This window comes from Paenibacillus sp. FSL K6-0276, assembly GCF_037977235.1.
GTDB lineage: Bacteria > Bacillota > Bacilli > Paenibacillales > Paenibacillaceae > Paenibacillus_AQ.
On the sequence record NZ_CP150276.1, the window covers coordinates 1243850 to 1264871 of the forward strand.

Consider the following 21022-nt stretch of genomic DNA (forward strand, 5'->3'; position numbering starts at 1 on the left):
TCAAACAAATTCGGACAATGACGGAGGGCCACCGACTGATGTATAACTAACACGTTTCCTATAAACAGACCATCCAACTTGTAAAGTGCATGATGCACAAGTCACGGAGCACCCGCGCAGGGTGATAACGGTCAGGGATACGTGTGTCGGTCGGGAACCTTACGTTGCTTTTATATGAATAGATCTATCTATTGTTTGGTTTACTCTGCATGCAGCAGGTGATCACGGCCGTAGTCTATTCATGTTATGGCACATTCCACCCCACCATACGCTATTCGACCGCAGACCGCTGGCTGCGGTTTTTTATTTAAATCTAAGAAAGTATAAGTGTTACACTATACTTTTTCCTTAGATTTCTCGCTAAAGCGCATACCGTCCTTATAAGGACGCCGAAGGCGTTTATGCTTGGCAATACAATCGGAGGAATGGAATATGACCCTAATAAAAGCAAAGAATTTACGTAAAGAATGGAACGGGACCCTGTTATTCGAGAAGGTGTCTTTTGAGATCGCAGAAGGAGAGCGTGTGCTCTTGTTCGGTCGTAATGGAATCGGCAAAACCACACTGCTGAAGGGGCTGATCGGTCGCCTCACCTTTGAGGAGGGAAGTATTTATCATGGCTTGCCACGTGAGGAATGGGGTGTGCTGGATCAGCAGCTTGAAGTATCAGAGGAAGTAACCGCCTTGGATTACGTTCTCGCCGGATCAGCAGAACTACCCAAATTGAAGCTCCGGCTTAAATCCCTCAGTCAGAGGTTGCAGGAGCAGAACGACGAGAGTGAAGCTGGATTGGCTGAATACGCCGAAGTGTATGATCAATACTTGCAGCTTGATGGATATGACTGGGAGGCTAAAGCGGAAAAATGCTTGAAGCAGCTTAAGCTTGAACGTTCGGTTTGGGATTTGCCATACCCATCGCTTAGCGGAGGGCAAAAGACACGTGTACAATTAGCAGCATTATTAGCCCAGCAGCCGAAGCTGTTGATTCTAGATGAGCCGACGAATCACTTAGATGGAGAAACGATGGAGTGGTTGGAACATTGGGTATACACTTACCCTGGAACTGTGCTTTATGTTTCACATGATCGTACGTTCATCGACCGAACAGCGACGGGCCTGCTGGAGCTTAGTCAAGAGGGGTGTCGTCGGTATTCGGGTGGATATACGCAGTATCGGGAGCAGAAAGCGGTGGAGGCGAGAACACTGGAGGGACAATATAAGAAGCAGGAACAGGAAAAGGAGAAACTACTGGAGAGCATCAGAAGGTATTCCGAATGGTTCCAGCAGGCACACCGTGCTGCCGGACAGCATGATTTCCTGCGTGCGAAATCTAAGAAGAACGTGTCTCGTCTTCATGCGAAGGAAGCAGCACTCGAACGCTTAAATAAGAACCGTGTGGAATTGCCACGCGAGACAAGCAAGCTGAAGATGAAGCTGGAGAGTGAAGCGTTTATGGCGGACACTTTGCTGTCACTCCGCGAAATTGATTTTGCATATAAGGGTAGTAAGCCTGTATTGAAAGATTTCAGTTTGTCTCTGAATCGAGGTGATCGTCTCGCTATTCTGGGTCCCAATGGTGTCGGTAAGTCTACTTTGTTGAAGCTGATTGCTGGTATTCATAAGCCTACCAAAGGCGATGTGCGGCTGCATCCGCGGACGAAGATTGGTTATTTTGCGCAAGAGCTCGATAATCTAGCGGTATCATCCACCATCCTGGATAGTTTGCTTGAAGTACCGGGTATGACCCAAACGGAGGCGCGAACGATTCTGGGCTGCTTTTTATTTTCGCGGGAGGATGTCTTTAAACGAATTGGTGATTTAAGTCTGGGAGAGAAATGTCGTGTAGCTTTCCTTAAACTGTACTTTGGAAAAGCTAACCTATTGGTACTGGATGAACCCACCAATTATCTGGACATTGACACTAGGGAGCGTGTAGAAGAAGCGCTTATGGTTTATCCGGGGGGACTTGTGATGGTCTCGCATGACCGATATCTTCACGCTAAAGTAGCTAATCGTTTGGTGATACTGGAGTCATCCCAGACACCAAAGTTTTTTCAAGGTTCTTATGATGAATATACCTCGAAAGACAGAAGCCGAATCCTTACTCGTAAAGAACAGGCGAGGGAGGATGATCTTGTCCTTTTGGAGCTACGCTTGAATCAGTTGATCCAGAGCGGAAGTAGAGATACAGAGGAGGAGAATGAAGCGTTAATGGCGGAAATCGTTAATCTAAGGGCACAGATTCAGGAAATAGGGGTTAAGGAAGAAGTTACACCATCATAGGGAAGAAGCGACACAACCTAGCTCAGGATAGAACGTATCTTGGGCCGGGTTGTTTTTTTAGCGTGGTCAATACATAAGGAATCGAATATTCCGATAGGAGGCATTCTGTGTAAGGTGTATAATTGGATTAATATGGATGTTTTTACGAACAGAGAATCTTGAAGGGATGGTTATATGAAGATTAGAATCATCGGAGCCTGTGGAAGTGGAAAATCCTATATCGCTAGAGAGTTGTCCAAAAAGTATGGGGTAGATTATTACGAGACTGATAATTTGGTATGGGATAGAAGTGCCGAGAACCTTCGTTATTCCGTTGAAGCAAGGGATGCACAATTGGAGGAGATTCTAGATAAACCCTCATGGATTCTGGAAGGCGTACATTATAAGTGGGGGCAAGAAAGTTTTAAAAGAGCAGATTTAATCGTTATTCTGAGACCTAATCCAGTAATCTGTGATTTGAGAGTGATTACAAGGTTTATAAAGACAAGACTGGGATTCGAGCAAGCGAATTACAAGCAATCGTTTAAGAATCTGTATGTGATGATTTTTGAATGGAACCGTGGATATAATCGGGAAGCCATACATAGAATTATTGAATTAACGAATGATTTTTCTAATAGACGGGTGATTCTAAAGAATAATAAGGAACTGGAAACCATTATTGAAGAACGGGTAATAAGGATGAATGAATAAAGTAAAGTACAGAGAGTGGGGCCCTAATATGGATAATAATAAAGTTGAGCGTTTGGAACAGGAGGATTTCATAGGCTTTTGGAGAAGAGTTCTGGCTACCATTCTTGATCTCATTGTCATCCTGATCCCTGCGGTTATTGTATACTGGATATTCAATTCATTAGCTATTTCCTTGCACTCGGAGATTCCTATCATCCTTGAGTATATTTTCTTCGTCGTGTTTGATATTTTTATGATCGTTAGATTTGGTGGAACGCCAGGGAAGCTGATTTTAAAAATAAAGATTATCAATGAACAAGGGAATTATCCAACGCTGAAGGAAGCTCTAGTTCGAAATATTTTCCGAATCATTAGTCTCGTTATTTCGATGGTTATAGGCGTCAGCCTCTACGACTTCACTATTATATCTACCTACTTTGCCTTATGGGCACCTTTGGCTAATGACCTTAGTAAAATACTTGGCTCCATAATGCTTGTAGATTATCTGTTTGTCGCACTAAATCCCCGAAAACGTGCGCTTCACGATATGATGGCCGGTACTTATGTTGTTGATAAATCAGCGATTTAAAGGATGCTCTCACAAAGCATTCTTTTTTTAATGACGGATTGTCAAGCTAAGTGCGACACTTCGGACATGAAAGATTCGTGAGCAGACTTCCACCCCAGACATTTCCGGGGGCGGTGGTTGATGAGATCTAGGGCGTGGGCAAGCTCCTCATCTGAAACTTGTGCAAAATCATGGCCTTTGGGAAAGAACTCTCGAAGGAGTCCGTTGCCATTCTCGTTAGACCCTCGTTGCCAGGACGAGTAGGGATCAGCAAAGTAGACATCCAGTCCATGAAAGGCTTCCAGAGCGCTATAGCAGGCGAATTCCTTTCCTCGATCCGCAGTAGCCGTTCGGAAAGTTTCTTGCGGATACTGGCTAGCCACAACACCAAAGGCGATCTCCATCGAATGAGCGGTACGGTCGGGCATCTTTACGGCCAGATACATCCGTGTCTTGCGCTCGATAAAGGTCGCGGCACAAGCACGGCTTTTTCCTCGGCTGGAAACCACCGTATCTAGTTCCCAGTGCCCGAAGGAATCTCTCTTTCGTACTCCCTTTGGCCGTTGACTAATGGTTTTCCCCACGAGGAATCGACCACGTGTCTCCAGTGGTTTACGTCGTTTACCCTTATGCCGTAGCACCTTTACTTCGCCTGCAACCAGACGACCTGCATATAGCCAACGGTAGATCGTCTTGAAGCATACGAAGGGTTGACCACTGGCTCTACGCTGTTCAGCAATCTGCTCGGGCGACCAGGTAAGTCGGAGTTTCTCATTGATCTCTCCGGCCAGTTCCGCGGTGAAACGACCTGTCGACTTACTCCCTTGTCGACGTTCGCTATACGCGATCTGAGCGGTCTCAGCAAGATAGGTATTTCCCTTGCCTCCTCGCTTCCGTTCTCTGGCAATGACGGAGTGATGACGTCCAAGTTCTGCCCCAATCGCTCGACTAGACCATCCCAATCCGTATAGTACTTCTAGTTTGCTTCGCTCCGTTATGCTAAGATGAGTGTAACCCATGGTGTGATTCTCCTTGTGTGAATGGTGTGTGGTAACTTCATTCTACACGAATCCCCATGGGCTTTCTCTGTTTAGCTGTCGCACTTCATATTACAATCCGTCTAATGTTAAATTTTTTATCGTTAAAATACTTATTGATTATGTCCAACCCAAGTATTACAGACTTCCAGAATTACATGATGGAAGCTAAATCTAAATAAAATCATGCTTAAATAAAAATCCGGTCCATACTCGTATTTATCGAGAGGGACCGGATTTTTATATGCATAAATGAGTTAGCTTACCTCTTGAACTGCTTGCATAAAGGTCTTCAATGCGGAGGACTTTGCCCCTTCGATCCATTGCTTCAAAACATCTGTCTGACCATTCACATACCATCCGAGTTTTTCCTTCAACTCTTGGTCAAAGTTGTTAGGTTGTTTTGTTCGTTCGGCTATGAGCTGTTTAAGCATTTGCGGCCAACGATACCCATTAAGACCAAAGCTGTTTTCGGGATAACGCTCAGCCAGTGTTATTATAGATGAGAGCGACTCACCAGCGTATAATTCTGCCGCCAGATAACTCCCGATGAAGCGATGGCTTTCATCATGCTCCAGAGCCATAGCGAATTGCTCACGTGCTTCTTCCAGCTTGCCTTGATGCATGAGTGCTGTCGCGTTAATAGAAAGTACATAACTGTTATCATTGGTTTGGTTTAGTTCGTTATAGCGGGAATAATACTCGTTATATGACTTCCAGTCCGCATGGTCGAAATAATACTGCGTCAATGTGAAGGCATAATTAGAATTAGGATGCAGCTGCATGAGTTTTTGGAGTGAAGGAATCGCCTGATCTTCTAATGAGTCATCCTTCGTGATGGAGGATTTGGCGAGCATCAGCTTCACAAGCATGTGCAGGGCATGAGCATCCTGTGGATCATCTGCGGCATTCTGTTGATACATTTCTAAAGCCTGATCCGGTTTTTTATCCAGTAAGAGTTGGTCAGCCGCGGTAAGCTCTCTTTCCTTGAGATAGAAGAAGGGAAGATTACCGACGGTGTCTTCATTCAGCCTGTAGCCATTGCTGCGGGTGATCAAGCGTCCTTCCGCATCTAATGCTTCAATATTCCAAGAAAAGCGTACCTCGGGATTCATGAACCCGAGAAAAGACAAAGGTTCAATGGACTCCCAACCCTCTCCGCCGCTACTGTAAGAGAAACCGCTGTTATAGTAAAGTTCGTCTACTGGAATGGAGACTTGATTATCGGTGATATGGTCCCGAATCTGCGAACTGAAGGAGCTCCCCACCGTCGAGACCCCTCCGTTTAAACGATAGTAAGCCGCGCCTTCAACAGCCTTCCAGTGGAAATCTACAGACTGATCCGTTATCGTCTCTTGATTAATAGGAGACTGAAGCTCAAGTAGAGGTTGCAGAACAATGCGCTCATTTAACACGTCACCCGGTTTGACTTCAATCCAATCGTCATACTGTATAGGCCAAGTCCAGCCGTCGATCTGATCATAGCTAAGTCCAAGCTGCAATTGATAGAAGCCGGGAATCACACCGTGGAATTCGAAACGTCCATCAGCGTCGGTGACGATTCGGTACGGTTCAGCAGCAGTAATGCTGTGATGAACTTCGCTTTCAGCACGGAGAAAAATACCTGCACGTGAGACCGGAGTCCCATCGCTACGGGTCAGGGTTCCGGATACGACAGCAGTTGAGGTACTTCCCATATCTATAGCAGACTGAATTGCGGATCGGAGCGCTTCTAGCTGCATTTCAGTCTCTGAAGTGCCTATCTCCGGTGCTGACCCTGATGATGAACCTGCTGCGCCATTGTCTGTGGTGTCTTTATCCGAGTTGCTAGTAACCTGACTCATTTGTTTATGAACATTCAGCCAGAATTTTTTGTAGCTCTCCAAGCCATCGGTTACTACAGCAAGGGCTTGCTGCGCTTCGCCTTTTGTGAAGAGCAGACGTCCGGTAAGCCATGCTTTTTGTGCATCTAGATCTTCCTGATACTCAGATGGAAAAGTGGGTTGTTCTAGAATAGCTTCAGCGACTGCTGTATCCCCACGATTCAGGGATCGTTCTGCACGAAGGAACGCTAGTTTTTTTGCCACGAGAGAGTTGCTGTTTAGCTGTTTCGATGCGGTGATAAGCGCTTGATCCCCGTCGTCCTTACGACCAAGAGCATCATATTCATAGGCAAGCAGCTTAGCCGCAAATATACGTGTATTATCCGCTGGCCCATCAAGGATATATTCCTCAAGCAAGGGTACTTTGTCCTCCGGTAGCAGACCGGAACTATGGATTTCATTATTAGTCCACTGGCTCATAGAGGGGCTGATATTAACGTCATATCTGTAGGGATCATAGCCGTGCTCCTTATCTATGATGTTTGTCTGGATAAGCTCCATACGTTTACTGCCAGTTGTAGACTCTAGCTTTTGCAGAAGCTCTGTTCGGGCTAGGTTAGATTGAGTAGCTGTGCTCTTATCCATTTGTGCCTTTGAGGGTAAGAAGTTAAATAAAAGAATGATCAGGGAAGCAGGGAGCAGCACGAATGACACCAGATGTTTGACCTTTATCTTAATTCTCATGCCTCTTCACCGCCTGCTCATAGATATCTTTCCAGTACGTATTGCCTCCGGCTTCGATGAGTTCCCGGTTCGCATGTTGCTGGACGCTTTGTTGTGGCTGATGTTTAACTTCTGGTTGATGCAGGGTCAGCGAAATGACTAGAATAATTGCACCGATCGCGCCTAGGGGTTTGACTGGGATCTCGATCTCCTTATTCCATAGCGCAAAGAGACGGGCTCCAAAGGTTGGAGGGTGGGTCATCTTGAGGACTCGTTCGTATCCTTTGAAGTGGATTGTTTGTAGTTCTTCATCTAGTTGTTGCTTGATAGCTTCGCGTTCCGTATTCTCCGTATTCTCCGTATTCTCCGTGTTCATAAGAAATGTCCCTCCTTCTCCAAAATCTTTTTTAAGAGCGTCCGTCCTCTGGCGAGTCGGGATTTAATCGTATTCTCAGGTGTATTCAATTGCTCGGAAATTTCACGGATGCTCATTTCATGAAAGTAATACAACGTCAGACATTCGCGGTATATATAATCGAGATTTCTCATGGACTCGGTGAGTCTGATATTGTGCCATTCCACCATAAAAAGCTCTTCAGCCCCGGCAGTGAAGCTAGCATCGTCATTTGGTTGTAACGCTGTTCCTCCTGAAGGGAAAATATTGCGCCAGCTCCATGTTCGTTGTCTCATCCGGCAACGGTTGATTACGATGCGAATGAGCCAAGCCTTTAACCGTTCCGGATCTTGCAACTGACTCATTTTGGCATATGCTTGAACAAAAGTATCTTGCACCGCTTCTTCGGCACTCTGTCGATCTTTGAGCAGTAAGCAAGCGGTCCGGAGCAGCATATCGCCGTAATCATCCATCAACAGGCGGAGAGCTGACTCATCCTTTGCTTTGATTCTTTCTATAATATTCAGATGAAGCTCCCCTCCCTTTACTAATAAGATGCGGCTTGGAGGATTAAGGTTGCGTTTGTGTGGAATATTTTTACTGGGAGGGCGGTTTGTCGCAAGATGTTTCCCAAGATATGCTTCAGATGTGCCTCCCATTGCACTTTGTACATTCAAAATAGGTAATCCGTAATTTAATAGATGATCGGTAGATCTGGGTATATGATAGAAACAAGCTAATTCTGCCTCCCCAACTACGATGCCAACAGCTACTTCTTCTCCTACGGAGACTAATAAAGATACAGCCAACGCAAATTCGCAGAATAGCGACAAACAACAACTCAAAGAATTAATTGAGCTTGCCAAAAAGAGTAAGGTTCCCGGTGTTGAATATGCTGCTCATACCGGACTTATTGATGAGGTAGAAGCGGATTGGGGTAAGCCTGATCAAGAGCCAGCGGGAAAAGGCATTTATGCTACCCACACTGACGAACATGTCGTATTCGGATTCAATAAAGGGAGTCTAATCTTCGATGTTCGTTCCAGTGATTCTGCACTGCAAAAGCTGACACTGAAACAAATCGAAGGGGCGCTAGGCAAGCCGGATGATACCAAAGTGAACGGCGAGGATAAGATCTACATTTATCAAGCCAATGATCAATTCCAGTTGAAATTCATTATTCTAAACTCGACGGGTAAGGTGGGCCCATCTCCGTGTTTAGTGAACAGGATTCCACCAATAATATGGCTGGGTAAGGAGTCTGATAATAACCGTAATATTCGAAGAGAGCAATCATGCAGAGAATTCTGTGGATTGCTCTTTTTATATGTTCATTTCCATCTGGAGTACACCGTAGGCTGACTGATATAATGAGGCCATGGAGTGGATTCGGGGGAAGGAGAGGCTCTACCATGCAGCTGGAATTAATCGAATGTGAATATAAAGTGACCGCAGATGGGATAACGATAGAATTATTCCCAAAAGAATTTACGCTTTTTCAGTACTTGTACAACAATAGAGGGCGTACGTTCAGTCGAGAACAGCTGCTGGATAAGGTATGGCCATTGGAGTATCCGGTAGAGCGAACGGTAGATGATCATATTTATCGACTTCGTAAGAAGCTTGGCAAGCTACAAGGCTTGGATATTAAGACCGTTCGTGGATTTGGCTATAGTCTGACTATGCAGGAGCCTTCGGTAGCAATGACCAATCCGACCACATATGACTCAGAGATGCAAGAGACGATGCGGGAGATATTCGTAAAATACCATCAATACGGCCAAGGTCGATCCATGTTAACCTTAGCGCGACAACAAGATGTTTTGGGTTATGAGATGGATCCGTTCTATTCGATCTATATTCATTTTGTACAGGGAGACTTAGAATGGCTGCTGAACACAGATGAAGTTGGGATAGAGGAGCGATTCTATTCGCTGTTGATATGTTATATATTTTTGGGTGATCCGAAGAACAAACTGGATTTTTGCGAGCAAGTACTTGAGAAAAAGATCCTCTTACCTCCTCAGCACAAAGAGCTGGAGATCCTTAATATTCTGGACTTATACACGCTTGCTGGACAACCGGAAAAAGCACTGGAACGATTAAAGATAACACATCAGGTGATCAAAGAGCCTGGGTATGAGAACTTCATTCCGGTAACGGCAATCTCAGAAATGTTTGTACACTTGTGGATGGGTACTGAGGATCAAGAATTGGAACGGATGGCGAACGCCATTGAAGCGCTTTTGCTGGAAAAGCCCTTTTTGCGTGAGATCGGCAGTTATAAAGTTGTAAGGGGATTATGGTTGTTACGGCGCAAGTCTTGGATTGAAGCAGAGCAACTATTGGATGATGCGCTTCAGGTGCTTGAGATGTCGGGGTTCGTACCGATGCGGATATATGCATTATACCGAATGGTTCACTATTGTAACGAGTTTCCACCCAAGCTAGCCTTGCATCACAAATATGCAGAATTATTTGAACGAGAGAAGGAAAAGCGGGGATTCCATCGGTTAGAGCAATCTTTGGAAACCGTGCTTATGAATATTGTGACAGCTCTCTGATAATTCTCTGACAATTCTCTGACAATTCTCCGTTACATTAAGAACATGCTTCATATTTTCTTAAATGTAACTTGGAGGAATGTCCGATGAATGCTTCATCACAAGCAGGAACGAGCCTGTTAAAGAACAAAGTATTTATGCGTGTGTACAGCGCATTTGCGACAGCAACTTTTGGAGATTGGTTCGATGCACTGGCGATTCAGGTCCTCGTAGGGTACCGTTGGCAAGCTAGCCCGCTTATGCTGGCTTTGATTCCGGTCTCTATGGCTTTACCTGGGATTCTGCTCGGTTCCGTGGCAGGGGTAGCGGCTGACAGACTGAATAAGCTAAAGCTAATGCGGATGTGTGATCTGCTTACGGCATTGTTAACTGTACTAGTGCTTTTCGCTCCCGGCATGGTGTGGTTGCTTCCTCTACTGATGTTGCGAGCTGCTATCTCCACGTTAAACGTACCTGCCCAGCAGTCGATGACCCGCAGTATGGTCAGAGAGGATCAGCTTCTTCAAGCGACCTCACTTAACGGAATTGTAAATCAGGGTTCCAAAATCGCTGGACCTTTGCTTGGTGGTTTCGCATTGTCTGTGCTTACGCCACAGTGGTGCATATTGATTAATGCTTGTCTCAGAGGTTGCTCTTACCTGCTTTTGCTGACAGTTAAGAACAGTGAGGTAGGACAAGTCAGCTCAGATCAGGGCGATAAAGAAGAGCAGGTTCCCCTCCGCACCATGTGGAAGGAAGGCTGGGGCTTTATGCTGCGCAGTAGACTGCTTCTAAACAGCATGCTCTTTGGCTTAGTTGGTGCGTTGGCCATTCAGATGATCGATTTTCAGTTCACTAGTTTATTCAGAATGATTGCACCTTCTCAGGAATCTATGCTGGGATGGCTTGTGGCAGCGTCTGGCGTGGGTGCTATATTCATGATCATGGTCATGAACAAAATGAACCGGGGAACAGGCTACGCCTGGAAGCTTGGTGCGGGTTATGCACTTATTGGTGTATCGGTCGGAGGGCTTGGCCTGCTTCAGCCGGGAGTCTCCAGCCTACCTGTAATGCTGCTAGGATTCGTACTGGGTCTCGGAAACGGAATGTTTATGATCACGTTCAATTATTGTTTGCAAAAAGAAACACCTCCGCACATGACAGGGCGTGTGTTCGGTATTCAAAGTACCATTCTAAGCGGAGTTATGATTGGCGCTCCACTCCTTGGCGGTATGCTGGTTCAGGCCGCTGGACCTAGTCGAATATTTTTGAATTTTGGCATCGTAATTGCCTTGATTGGTGTGCTTGGAATGATGTTTGGACGCGTGCTGTGGCCTAAGGAGAAAGAGAAGAGTGATAGCTCAGCGGAGCAACCTAGGAAGGTTGAAGTGATGGAAACTTGAGGATGCTGATTTGTTCGGAAATGAGCTTGCGAAAGTGTGGAGTGAAGGCCGGGCTACCCAAGTATTTAGTTGCAGAACGTGCACTAGACATGCGCAAAAGCTGACATGAGAAAAAAAGTTTTAATAAATTACTAAATATGGAGTATATTGATTTGTTTTCACTTCTCAATCCATAAAAAAACTCCTATTGTAGAAAGTGTAGGCGTGTTACCCACATCCCTCTACAAAAAGGAGCATCCATGGGTAATTTAACGCAAAATTCTGTTTTACGCAAGTGTTTAATTCGCTTAAAACTTTGTTCGTTTCGGTGTCCGCTGACCGACCATTATACCAAAAGGCTTTCTGTCGGCTCAGCGATCGCCCTTTTGGTCGAGGCCCAACTCCAGCAACGGGAATCGTTGGCTGACATCGTACTTAATCTGGAAACGAACTTAGATCTTCAAGCATTCACGGGCCTTTCATCCATCCATGAGTCCACCTTAAATCGCAAACTGAATGCCATTCCTCTAGCCTATTTAGAGTGGCTGTTTGCTCAGTTGACTCAAGAATTGAAAGCACACCAACGTGGAGCCAAAGGCATCAAGCACTTTGGAAAATTAGCTCCAGTGGATTCCACCACGTTTTCTCTACCTAAGGTATTAGGGGACTGGGCCTTTTATCAAGATAAAACCAAAGGGGTAAAGATTCATACTCGGTTGCTCTCCTTAGAGTCAGGCTGCCATTTCCCGGATGAAATTGTGCTTTCTACTGTCGGTGTGTCGGATCAACAAGCCGTTAACCGTTTGGTCACGAAGCAGGATACGACGTACATCTTTGACCGTGGCTATGTCAATTACGGTAATTTTAGACGGTGGGTAGAGCAGGCCATACTCTTTGTTGCCCGTTTGAAAACCAAGACGAAATATACAGTGCTTCGGGAACGAGAGATCCCTAAGGAAGGCCTGATTACCCGAGATGCTGACGTGGAGATTTTGGACAAAGTCTCAGGACAACTCTTTCAGGTTCGTCTTGTACAGTTTTCAGATGACGAAGGTAAGGTGTACGAAGTCATTACCAATCGCCAAGAACTAACCGCACAGGATATCGGAGAAATCTATCGCTGTCGCTGGCAAATTGAGCTATTTTTTAAGTGGATTAAACAGCACCTGGCGACCGTTACATTTCACAATCATCATCCGAACGCGATTTGGGTCCAATGCTACATCGGGATGATTACGGCCTTGCTGTGCCAGCTAATTCAACGGGAAACACAGACATTGCTTAGCCCGTGGAACTTTCTGCGAAAGATGCGATATTACTTCGCGAGAGACTGGGATTCTTTCGTCCAGACTCTGGATATTGAGCCGACACGGCGTTCGAAAGGAAGACAAAAAATACCGAAGCCTGCGGAGGCTCCCCCACGAACGGGTGACAAGCGAGAAACCGTAAAAATCATCGTGAGCTAACTCCATACCAAATTACTTTTTCTGGTAATTACTCCTACGCTTAAGAGCCCTTTAGTTTTTTTTCTTAATTCGAAAAGTAGAACTGTAAAATTATTACTTTTTAATATCTTTCGATTTCATGTAAGGTTCTATGCATGTTTAGTGCAGAACGTGCAATTAAATTCCTTTCCATCGCTCAAAGCGGACTTTAGTTGTATTTAGTGCAGCTATAATTTGATTTTCTCCCTTGTAGGCTAGGAATGATGATTTTTAGTTGCACAAACTACACTTATACGTTCATCGGATGTCTTTTTACGATTAATAGTTGTATATAGTGCAATTAAGTGACTTCTCAGTAAGTTATTATTTTGTGGTCTGTAGCAGCTTCATATGAATCGGTATAAGTCGTAATATAGCTAACCCGGTAGGATAGTATCTTGCCCGTAAGGGCTTTTTTTATTTTATGGAGGAGTTTGGATAGAGCACGAGAAATTGTAGAGGTTAAGGAGGGGAAAGAATGGCTACTTTTATTTATATGGTAAGGCACGGAGAGTCGCCAAAGCTACTCGGAGGAACTGAGAGGACACGTGGATTAACAGCGAAGGGGGAGGCGGATGCCCGTAAGATATCGGAAAAATTACGTCTCGAAGGAATTCAAGCCTTTTATTCAAGTCCATACCTTCGGGCTATACATACGATTTCTGGATTGGCGCAGGAGTTAGGGGCAGAGATTCAAAGTGTTGAAGATCTCCGAGAAATCCATTTTTCGGACGGAAATAAGATCATGTCTGACCAGGAGTTATATCCATTACTGACAACAATGTTTGCTGATCCGAATTTTGTTCCGGTTGGTGGGGAATCCATTCATGCGTGTCAGAAGCGATCAGTTAGCGTGCTGACAGAAATACTGAACAAACACAGTAGTCAAAAGGTTGCGATTGGAACTCACGGGGCAGTCATGACGCTTATGATGAATTATTTTGACGCCAAATATGATCTGAATTTTCTACTTCAAACCACAAAGCCGGATATTTATAAAATGGAGTTCGCAGGCGGAACTTTAATGGGTGTAGAGAGGTTATGATTAGGGGATGCCTACACCGCCGAGTCATCATCCCTTGAGCGTACGGACCCAGATGACGTTATTCCTTAGAAAGAGCTCCGTATTGGATGTTTTTTATGCCAATAGCTACTCTGGGGTCCGTTACCATTCCAAATGTAGGATATTGCTGCGTTTAAGGTCCGCTGTGTCCGATAGCGGCTTCGTACGCGAAAATGTTACTGAATCAATCAAAGCTTAAGGTCTAGATCAAGTAAGATTCGGCCTATGACCTGTACTTCCATTATGGGATTTACGGATTCACAGGCCAAGACGCTTTCATTCATAATGGTAGCCTGGCGTTAGGGCATGTTAGCTAGGGACCAGCCTTTCTTCTATCTACAAGCTATAGAATCGCTTAGTATTCGCAGTCAGTATCTCTTCCGCTTGGCAAGGGGTGTAGCCATGGAGCGCTCCCCAAGCGGCGGCGACGTCTCGAATCATAGATGGGTGAGTGACTCTACCCGCAAAAGGCCCTTCAAACGGCCAAGGACCATCGGTTTCCACCATGACAAGCTCTGGCGGATAGCGGCGGGCAATCTCCTGAATCTCCGGCTCATATTGGACATCAGGAGTGAAAGAGATATAGTAACCATTCTTAATCATACGGGCAATGGCTTCTTCAGGGCCCTTAAACCAGTGGAAGTGAGCACGCTTAATATTGTGTTTCTCTAGTAGATCACAGGCAATTAGCGCATCCTCATAAACAGCATGTAGCACAACTGGTTTATCCAGACGGGCGGCAAGTCCTAGCAGATGGTCAAGAAGCTGAATATAAGGCTCCATATCAAAGGCTTCGCCACGCTCTAGTGCTTCAGCACGCGAATAATAAGGCAATCCAATTTCACCCACAGCGATAAAATCCTCCCGAGCTTGACTCTCAATCCATTCCAATAGAGTGGATAGCTCATCTTCCTGTGGTAGTGGCTGCTCGGGATGAAATCCATAAGCTGGGCGGACCACACCGGGATATGTAGCTGCAAGACTTTGGGTGCGAACGCAAGAATCTAAATTCATGGAGACGGCGATCAGCGCTTCAATTCCCATGTTAGGCAGCCCACTCAGCATCTGTTCCATAGCTTCGTACTCATATTGCTCTAAATGTATATGTGCATCAATCATAGCTGCTTACCCTCTATGTAAGAGGCATACTCCTCATGAGGATCAAAGTGAATAGATTCAGGTTCCATTCCATCATTTCCCGTTTTGTATACAAGCGTTAGCGTGCCAATACTCTCCAAAAATCCAATATAAACATTAGTTTCCGCCTTCAGCTTTCCAGCCTCCACCATGTAGTAAGTAACAGCACCAATGCCTGCTTGTTCATCGAAATTGCCGTCCTTCGCACGATCCGGAAGTCGCAAAGTGACCATGGATGGAGTTGGGCCTTTCATCTGGATCTTAATCAGGAGATCTCCTTTTTCTTTGGAAATCGTTGACGAGACAAGCGCAGTAGCAGCTTTTTCTGCTGATGGGATAGTAACTTCTTTCCACGAATTAGGCTTAACAACGTGAATCTCCTGCATGGACATCCCCGTACCTGTTCCGAGCGGCAGTATGACAATGACTTCTTCCTGCCCATCCTTATCTATGTCAGCATAATGAATCTGAGGAGGATCATTTAGTAATCTGGGTGATTTCCAATTAAAAGTATGCTTTGTCCCATTGACCTCTACAATAAATCCTCTGTAGGTATCACCATCTTTAAGGACTGTATATAACTTAACTTTATCGTTCTCTTCAGCGATAGCGAGCGCTTGATTAGGCTTACGCACGGTAGTGCTTACGCTGCCTGATGTAATCATAACTGCGGTTTGCGAAGCATTCAGCTTCACATCCGCTCCGGAGAGACTGTTTAATGAATCGGCCGGAATATAGAAATTGCCGTTTCGTAGAATCGCAGGTCCCCCCAGCGCATTTTGATATCCGTCACCTTGCATATACTCATTGTCCGGCTTCAGAACATATCTACTACTTCCATCAGAGATGGTTAAGGTCTTCGAGGTATTATCCCATTTTTGTTCTGACGAGTAGTACTCCTTTAGTACTTTTGCAGGTACATAGACCTTATCACCTGAGAAAAAAGGCGGGAGAGAGGGAAGAACGGCTTCGCCGTCAACGATTAGCTTCAGTGGTGCTTCAGTAGTTTGTGTTTGGTTAATAGCCATTAATGTATCCATATCTATAGATGCCGATGCTCCGCATCCGGCCAAAAAGAGCGTGCTAGCTCCGATTACGATGATTTTATTCATAATTACCTCCGAGGATAAAGTCCAGTCCCCTTAAGTATAGAATAAATCAGCGCGTTGTAGGTCACTTTCTGTAAACAAAGCAGAGACAAGCTTGTTACGTTTGCTATTTATTTAAAAAGACGGTCCGATCAACATGCGATCGAGGATCTATCGTTAGACTTTTGCTATAGCGGATCTCCCCAATGGAACAACCCGGTCCGATGAAAATATCTTCACCGCAGACGAGATCAGCTGTCGTTCGATATAATGTGATGCTAGTTCCTTCAATTGTTTCGCAGGTAAGCTTCCGGCAGTAGTGCATCAGCGCATTAATTAGCTTGGAAGATGGCTTAACAGTAATGGTGCCGCTAGATCTCATGACCTCAAGTGTACTTTTGTTTCCTAAACGAATCTCAATCGATGTACCAGCGATTAATCTATTGATCTTCACAGCACCTTCGGCATAAAAGGTTTCGACTACAGCATCTTGTGCTACGGATAAGTATCCTGACGATTGAAGTCTGTCTGCTTGGATATGCTGAACACGGAGGCTTCCCAGATTGTTAACCTGATTTGCCCTACAGTGACCTCCAATCGAACATACACCTGATACTTTTAGATTAGATGTGGCAATATTTTTCTGCGTACTTAAATGGCCGACAACATCGACGGTAACCGCACGAACATCCTCTTGGAGGAACAGTGAACCTCTCACTTTCAGCGGTGGACCGATCATTTCTCTGAATTCAGTATCATAATCATTGGACATTTATAGGGAACCGCCTTTCGGAATGTATTTTAGTTATTAAAATATATATTTATTATAATATATAGTCAATATAGTATTTTGTGTTTATAAGCGACGGATTGTAATATGAAGTGCGACAGCTAAACAGAGAAAGCCCATGGGGATTCGTGTAGAATGAAGTTACCACACACCATTCACACAAGGAGAATCACACCATGGGTTACACTCATCTTAGCATAACGGAGCGAAGCAAACTAGAAGTACTATACGGATTGGGATGGTCTAGTCGAGCGATTGGGGCAGAACTTGGACGTCATCACTCCGTCATTGCCAGAGAACGGAAGCGAGGAGGCAAGGGAAATACCTATCTTGCTGAGACCGCTCAGATCGCGTATAGCGAACGTCGACAAGGGAGTAAGTCGACAGGTCGTTTCACCGCGGAACTGGCCGGAGAGATCAATGAGAAACTCCGACTTACCTGGTCGCCCGAGCAGATTGCTGAACAGCGTAGAGCCAGTGGTCAACCCTTCGTATGCTTCAAGACGATCTACCGTTGGCTATATGCAGGTCGTCTGGTTGCAGGCGAAGTAAAGGTGCTACGGCATAAGGGTAAACGACGTAAACCACTGGAGACACGTGGTCGATTCCTCGTGGGGAAAACCATTAGTCAACGGCCAAAGGGAGTACGAAAGAGAGATTCCTTCGGGCACTGGGAACTAGATACGGTGGTTTCCAGCCGAGGAAAAAGCCGTGCTTGTGCCGCGACCTTTATCGAGCGCAAGACACGGATGTATCTGGCCGTAAAGATGCCCGACCGTACCGCTCATTCGATGGAGATCGCCTTTGGTGTTGTGGCTAGCCAGTATCCGCAAGAAACTTTCCGAACGGCTACTGCGGATCGAGGAAAGGAATTCGCCTGCTATAGCGCTCTGGAAGCCTTTCATGGACTGGATGTCTACTTTGCTGATCCCTACTCGTCCTGGCAACGAGGGTCTAACGAGAATGGCAACGGACTCCTTCGAGAGTTCTTTCCCAAAGGCCATGATTTTGCACAAGTTTCAGATGAGGAGCTTGCCCACGCCCTAGATCTCATCAACCACCGCCCCCGGAAATGTCTGGGGTGGAAGTCTGCTCACGAATCTTTCATGTCCGAAGTGTCGCACTTAGCTTGACAATCCGTCAAGCATAAAAAAACACTGCCGTCAGTTTCCTGACAGGCAGTGTGTATAACAAAAAATACTAGTTCATCATTTTATCCATTAGGTCATTTATTTGTTCTAAGGTTTCGGAGATTTTATCCAGATCTGAGGTAGGAAAAGCCTCGAAAATATGACGGATCCGCCGATCGCCTTGTTCTGTAAGGACAATGTTTACGACTCTGCGGTCTTCCTTAGTCCGAACCCGTTCGATAAGACCGGCTTTTTCCATCTTATCGCACATAGAGGAAGCGGCTCCCGGTGTAATAACGAATCGTTCGGAGATGTCAGTAATGTTCAAGCTTCCTGTAAGCCGGAGTTGGAACAGCAGCAGAATCTGATTGTGAGTCAGGGTTTCCTGTTTGGTGATCATATCAATGAAAAACTGGGATTTCTGCTGCACATTTGCCATGGATTCCATAACCTTATGGATAGCATATTGTTTATCTTGCTCTGTGCTCATAGCCACGCTCCAATTTACTTTAGTTCTTAAAATATATAGAAGCTATAATAAGCTTGTCAAGTTAAGAGGTTTCTGGAGTACCTGCCGGATGGTTATGCATTTGATCACGCAGAGTTTTATAAGGACGATAACGGTGAAGTAATTAATAGTAAATATATTGATTTATATTTTATAAATGAAGCCACAGATGAGATTATTACTATGCAGCAGCGGCATGCTGATGAGGAAACGGCGTATGAAATGTCGACAAACGGTACAATAGAAAACGCGAAAATAAACGGAGTTGACGCTGTATTGAATAATGGCAAAGCTGTAGACTGGGAAGCTAATGGTGTGTTATACGGTGTAACATCAGCTAGCTTGGATAAGGATGATTTGATCAAAGTAGCAGAGTCTATCCACTAATCGATTAGATTAAGTAAGTGGCAGGTGGCTTATGCTGTTGATTGGAATGCAACTAAACTGGAAGCCCGCATTTTGCGGGCTTTTTGAATGTCGAAAAAGTCATCTAAAGGGGAAATTCTCCATGTAATTTTGTATTTTAACTCTATAATCAAAAGGTATAGGGAATCTCTCCCTATAATTCATAGGTTTTGGGCATAATTAAGGGTTTTCTTCGAATTTATAGGGAGCTATTCCGTATAAGCTCTCTATGCAGGTAGTTTTTGACCAAATTATAGGTAAGTATTACTAATATATTCCCTACTATCAATCACTTTATTTAAGAGGTAGTTACTTCAGGATTTAGATTCCCCCCTTTATTAAGTGAATATTTTTTAATTTTGCTAAAATAGATCGAACGATATATCCTCTATTTACCAATATATAGTGTAAGACCGAAGGAGGAGCGGCGGATGAAACATCCAATTAAAAATTCTAAGCTCATTACGCTTGCGCAAGCCGGCAGTCGTGAAGCGTTCAGTGAGTTATATGATGCAACGATCCGGGATGTGTATCAAACCGTTCATTTCCTCGTTCGTGAACCATTCGATGTGGATGATATTGTTCAAGATATTTATTTTCAGATGCACCGGTCTCTTGAAAGATTCGACGTGGACCGCCCCTTTAGGCCTTGGCTTATGGGATTGGTTATGCGGCAAATTTATGCCTATCGGAGGAAGAGATGGACGCATCTCCGAATCCTCAAAAAGGCAGAACATGCTGATCTGATCATGGAACACGAATTTACGAATGATGTCGTGGACAGGTTATCTAACCGTCGCCTGCTAGCAAGTGTAGATCGTCTTCCATTTAAGCTGAAGCAGGTGATTATTCTGCATTATTTAAACGAATATTCGCAGGAAGAAAGTGCTGCGATACTGGGTATCCCTCTCGGAACGGTGAAATCCCGTATTCATGCTGCACTGCACAAGCTTCGTCAAAAGCCAGACAATCATACTCTTTTTAAGGGAAAGGTGGAGGACCTGCATGAATTTCAATGAAGAGTTACGGACAGTTCTGCAGGGAGAGGCGAGAAACCTAAGTGCCCCACCGGAACTGAAGGAGCAAATACTAAATAGGACCGTAGCCAAACAAGGGGGAAGACGTATGAAGAAATGGCTCGTGGCAAGTATTATGGCGGCTGCACTATTAATTCCTACTGGAGTTTATGCCGGATATCATTATTTGGCAGACACCATGTATGGTTCGCAGGCAACCGCTGCTACGATTGGAGTCACCCAGAAACAATATGATAGGCTTGAGGCCAAACTGCAAAACGCGAAGCAAAGCTTTAACGAAGAGGAATTTACAAGGTTGATGTCCTTACTGAAGGAATTGGGTGTTTACAATCTGCAAATGGCCGATGCTGAAGGAGTCTTTCACTTAGAGCAGTTAAGTGCAAAGGATCAGAAGGCATATAAAGACTTACAAGCGGAGCTTAAACCTTATTTCCAACAAATGAATGAAGTGAAAACTCCTAAGGCATCAGCACAATCCATCGATAGAAATACTTTCTGGAATAACCTGCTTGAAAAAGCAAAGCAAAACCTTAGCGAAGAGGAGTTTCAGGAGATCGAACGATTAATAAATGAGTTACAAAGCTATGATGCCAAGGTATTTGATTCAGATGGCAGTGTTCATATGGAACGGCTTTCGAAAGAGGAGATACAAAACCAAGAGAAGTTAATGGAAGCGCTCGACCCTTATGTTAAAAAGATAGATTTAATGGTTAAGCCTAGCTCTTAGTTGAATTTATATGCATGTATTGAATAACTATGGATAGAATTATCATAAGAAAAGCCATCAGAAAAGGTCTATTACACCTTGCATTCTGGTGGTTTTTATCTTTTTCTAATCTAAAGTCTATACATTGCTCACTGAATAATTGCATGATGAAAAGTAATAGAAAAAAAAAGCATTTGACCAATGGAATAATTAGACATATTTTTATTAAAATACTATTAACTTATATAT

At 44.6% G+C, this 21022-nt stretch carries 19 protein-coding genes and 1 pseudogene; 12 read left to right on the forward strand and 8 right to left on the reverse strand.

The window, feature by feature from the left end; translation table 11 throughout:
- Positions 1 to 432: 432 nt before the first annotated feature.
- The 3 genes from abc-f to MHH52_RS05550 all read left to right on the forward strand — a co-directional run bounded on the left by abc-f (position 433) and on the right by MHH52_RS05550 (position 3544).
- Positions 433 to 2283, forward strand: coding sequence for an ABC-F type ribosomal protection protein (gene abc-f, locus MHH52_RS05540; RefSeq protein ID WP_340007152.1), 1851 nt, complete (start codon positions 433 to 435; stop codon positions 2281 to 2283).
- Positions 2284 to 2457: 174 nt separating this feature from the next.
- Positions 2458 to 2976 (forward strand): AAA family ATPase, encoded by a 519-nt coding sequence (locus tag MHH52_RS05545; RefSeq protein ID WP_340007154.1) that lies wholly within the window; start codon positions 2458 to 2460, stop codon positions 2974 to 2976.
- A 28-nt stretch (positions 2977 to 3004) separates the two neighbouring features.
- Positions 3005 to 3544 carry an RDD family protein gene (locus MHH52_RS05550; protein ID WP_340007156.1) on the forward strand — a complete coding sequence of 180 codons (540 nt, stop codon included), beginning with the start codon at positions 3005 to 3007 and terminating at the stop codon, positions 3542 to 3544.
- A 41-nt stretch (positions 3545 to 3585) separates the two neighbouring features.
- Here MHH52_RS05550 and MHH52_RS05555 read toward each other — a convergent pair whose 3' ends face one another.
- The 4 genes from MHH52_RS05555 to MHH52_RS05570 form a co-directional block, all read right to left on the reverse strand.
- Complete coding sequence (locus tag MHH52_RS05555) at positions 3586 to 4542, reverse strand: IS30 family transposase (protein WP_340003901.1); 957 nt, start codon at positions 4540 to 4542, stop codon at positions 3586 to 3588.
- Between the two features lie 275 nt (positions 4543 to 4817).
- Positions 4818 to 7127: a hypothetical protein gene (locus tag MHH52_RS05560; protein ID WP_340007157.1), complete on the reverse strand. Its 2310-nt coding sequence runs from the start codon at positions 7125 to 7127 to the stop codon at positions 4818 to 4820.
- Positions 7117 to 7482, reverse strand: coding sequence for a hypothetical protein (locus MHH52_RS05565; RefSeq protein ID WP_340007159.1), 366 nt, complete (start codon positions 7480 to 7482; stop codon positions 7117 to 7119). Before MHH52_RS05565 ends, MHH52_RS05560 begins: the two co-directional genes overlap by 11 nt.
- Positions 7479 to 8057 (reverse strand): sigma-70 family RNA polymerase sigma factor, encoded by a 579-nt coding sequence (locus tag MHH52_RS05570; RefSeq protein WP_340009504.1) that lies wholly within the window; start codon positions 8055 to 8057, stop codon positions 7479 to 7481. The genes MHH52_RS05565 and MHH52_RS05570 overlap by 4 nt, the downstream gene beginning before the upstream one ends.
- Positions 8058 to 8301: 244 nt before the next feature.
- Between MHH52_RS05570 and MHH52_RS05575 the strand changes: the two are divergent.
- The 5 genes and pseudogenes from MHH52_RS05575 to MHH52_RS05595 form a co-directional block, all read left to right on the forward strand.
- Positions 8302 to 8756 (forward strand): annotated as a pseudogene (locus MHH52_RS05575) (YjgB family protein); the annotation flags it as partial.
- A 156-nt stretch (positions 8757 to 8912) separates the two neighbouring features.
- Positions 8913 to 10064, forward strand: a complete 1152-nt coding sequence (locus MHH52_RS05580; RefSeq protein WP_340007161.1) for a winged helix-turn-helix domain-containing protein — start codon at positions 8913 to 8915, stop codon at positions 10062 to 10064.
- 86 nt (positions 10065 to 10150) lie between these two features.
- Positions 10151 to 11446 (forward strand): MFS transporter, encoded by a 1296-nt coding sequence (locus tag MHH52_RS05585; RefSeq protein ID WP_340007163.1) that lies wholly within the window; start codon positions 10151 to 10153, stop codon positions 11444 to 11446.
- Between the two features lie 239 nt (positions 11447 to 11685).
- Complete coding sequence (locus MHH52_RS05590) at positions 11686 to 12891, forward strand: IS4 family transposase (protein WP_340004457.1); 1206 nt, start codon at positions 11686 to 11688, stop codon at positions 12889 to 12891.
- A gap of 496 nt (positions 12892 to 13387) precedes the next feature.
- Entirely contained in the window at positions 13388 to 13954 is a 567-nt protein-coding gene (locus tag MHH52_RS05595; protein WP_340007164.1) for a histidine phosphatase family protein, read from the forward strand.
- Between the two features lie 354 nt (positions 13955 to 14308).
- On the opposite strand, the gene MHH52_RS05600 is transcribed toward MHH52_RS05595, so the two are convergent.
- The 3 genes from MHH52_RS05600 to MHH52_RS05610 all read right to left on the reverse strand — a co-directional run bounded on the left by MHH52_RS05600 (position 14309) and on the right by MHH52_RS05610 (position 16969).
- Positions 14309 to 15091: a TatD family hydrolase gene (locus tag MHH52_RS05600; protein WP_340007165.1), complete on the reverse strand. Its 783-nt coding sequence runs from the start codon at positions 15089 to 15091 to the stop codon at positions 14309 to 14311.
- Positions 15088 to 16221, reverse strand: a complete 1134-nt coding sequence (locus MHH52_RS05605) for a stalk domain-containing protein (protein ID WP_340007166.1) — start codon at positions 16219 to 16221, stop codon at positions 15088 to 15090. The genes MHH52_RS05600 and MHH52_RS05605 overlap by 4 nt, the downstream gene beginning before the upstream one ends.
- Before the next feature lie 103 nt (positions 16222 to 16324).
- Positions 16325 to 16969 (reverse strand): hypothetical protein, encoded by a 645-nt coding sequence (locus tag MHH52_RS05610; protein WP_340007168.1) that lies wholly within the window; start codon positions 16967 to 16969, stop codon positions 16325 to 16327.
- Between the two features lie 194 nt (positions 16970 to 17163).
- On the opposite strand from MHH52_RS05610, the gene MHH52_RS05615 reads away from it, so the two are divergent.
- Positions 17164 to 18120 (forward strand): IS30 family transposase, encoded by a 957-nt coding sequence (locus MHH52_RS05615; protein ID WP_340003901.1) that lies wholly within the window; start codon positions 17164 to 17166, stop codon positions 18118 to 18120.
- 67 nt (positions 18121 to 18187) lie between these two features.
- Here MHH52_RS05615 and MHH52_RS05620 read toward each other — a convergent pair whose 3' ends face one another.
- Positions 18188 to 18607, reverse strand: a complete 420-nt coding sequence (locus tag MHH52_RS05620; protein ID WP_340007170.1) for a MarR family transcriptional regulator — start codon at positions 18605 to 18607, stop codon at positions 18188 to 18190.
- Between the two features lie 81 nt (positions 18608 to 18688).
- On the opposite strand from MHH52_RS05620, the gene MHH52_RS05625 reads away from it, so the two are divergent.
- From MHH52_RS05625 to MHH52_RS05635, 3 genes are all read left to right on the forward strand, one after another.
- On the forward strand, positions 18689 to 19012 hold the full coding sequence (locus MHH52_RS05625; protein ID WP_340009506.1) for a DUF4367 domain-containing protein: 324 nt from the start codon (positions 18689 to 18691) through the stop codon (positions 19010 to 19012).
- Between the two features lie 449 nt (positions 19013 to 19461).
- On the forward strand, positions 19462 to 20049 hold the full coding sequence (locus MHH52_RS05630; protein WP_340007171.1) for a sigma-70 family RNA polymerase sigma factor: 588 nt from the start codon (positions 19462 to 19464) through the stop codon (positions 20047 to 20049).
- The gene (locus MHH52_RS05635; protein ID WP_340007174.1) at positions 20036 to 20794 is read left to right on the forward strand and encodes a DUF3600 domain-containing protein; all 759 of its coding nucleotides are present in this window, start codon (positions 20036 to 20038) and stop codon (positions 20792 to 20794) included. Before MHH52_RS05630 ends, MHH52_RS05635 begins: the two co-directional genes overlap by 14 nt.
- The last annotated feature ends 228 nt before the right edge of the window (positions 20795 to 21022 follow it).